This is a genomic window from Clostridium sp., from assembly GCF_032552055.1.
Lineage (GTDB): Bacteria > Bacillota > Clostridia > Clostridiales > Clostridiaceae > Clostridium.
Window position 1 is genome coordinate 1 of the sequence record NZ_JAWGSV010000421.1, and the last position, 1362, is coordinate 1362.

General features: G+C 28.1%; 1 protein-coding gene, 1 tRNA gene and 1 pseudogene. 1 reads left to right on the top strand and 2 read right to left on the bottom strand.

The window, feature by feature from the left end:
• The first annotated feature begins 402 nt into the window (after positions 1–402).
• A tRNA-Arg gene (locus E6248_RS16070) sits at positions 403–479 on the top strand.
• 26 nt (positions 480–505) lie between these two features.
• Here E6248_RS16070 and E6248_RS16075 read toward each other — a convergent pair.
• Together E6248_RS16075 and E6248_RS16080 are read right to left on the bottom strand one after the other, a co-directional pair.
• Positions 506–640: a hypothetical protein gene (locus E6248_RS16075; RefSeq protein ID WP_316341774.1), complete on the bottom strand. Its 135-nt coding sequence runs from the start codon at positions 638–640 to the stop codon at positions 506–508.
• Between the two features lie 54 nt (positions 641–694).
• Positions 695–823, bottom strand: a pseudogene (locus E6248_RS16080) (cysteine hydrolase); the annotation flags it as partial.
• Between the last annotated feature and the right edge of the window lie 539 nt (positions 824–1362).

Sequence of the window (1362 nt, forward strand, 5' to 3'; positions counted from 1 at the left end):
CTTAATTTTAAGACTTAAAAGAATTGCTGGTTTATTTTACTTAACTTTATTCTGTTCAATTTTCAAAGACCATTTTCTCTGTCGCCCTCAAGCGACTTCTATATATTATCACCTTGAGTTTTTGTTGTCAACATTTATTTTTCATTTTCTTTGACACCGTTTCCCAAGAACATTGACTATTGTATCACAGCTCAAAATTAATGAATATATTTCTACTTTATTTATCTTAAATTATGTATATATTACTTAAAATTTATAGCTTTTTCTTAAATTTATATATATTGATACACATGGATAAGTTTATATTAACTTCATAAGTAATCTTCTAATATTTTCAAATTATTTATATATGAACTAGAAAATTAATCACTTTAATATTATAATATATCTAAAATATTTTATGCATCTATAGCTCAGTTGGATAGAGCGTTGGACTTCGAATCCAGTGGTCGGGGGTTCGAGCCCCTCTAGATGCACCAATGGGTTGCTAAAGCAACCCATAATTCTATATTTCTTTTTCTTTTTCTTTTAATAGCATCTTTCTATTTTTTATATACTCAATTATTTTCTTATTATTAAATATTAACTTCTCCTGCTCATATTTAATAACTTCTAATATTGCTCCCTCTTGAAATTTCATATGACTGAAGGAAGCATCCTTTGCAACTATTTCATTAAAATATCTTTCATAAGCATCAATTGTTGTTCTCCTAACACACCCGAGGATAAAATCCTCGCCTATTATAATAGTATCAATACTTTTACTTCTTAAATTTTCCTCAAAGTTAGTTCTTATAAAAGTACTCTGCCTATTTTTTACTATAACTTCATGAGACTAATCCAATATTATTGCTTGTAATAACTCCACTTCAGCACTATCTTCTAATAGAGCTGAAAATTTATGTTTCTTCATAACCATATTCCAAGGAGCTGTTTGTGCGACAGCACCTTTATGTATAGTTATAACTTGATAAATGGAATGTTATTAAAAGATGTAATTTCTATAAGTTCATTAACAGATTTGATTAACTCTTTAAGCTTTACTCCCCTATCTTCACTTCTAAAAAACCAATTTTGCATATCAATTTTTACTAATGCTGGTTTTATAACTTACCCCTATCTTTTACACATAATGATTTACGTCATCCCTAATTAACATATTACACCTAATAAGTAAATAATATTATATATAGTGAATGTAATTATAATAAATTTAGTTTTTATTATAATTTTATGAGAACCATTAAAAATTACATTTGTAATAAAAGTCATGTACCACCAGCTTAGCTGGTGGCTTGATTAAGCCCTATAAGGGCATGATACTGGCGGCACTACTCGTGCTCTGAATAACTGCCAATCGCA

What these genes read in the sequence shown, in the direction of transcription:
- E6248_RS16075 (WP_316341774.1), bottom strand. Translation starts at nt 640, where the DNA reads ATGAAATTTCAAGAGGGAGCAATATTAGAAGTTATTAAATATGAGCAG.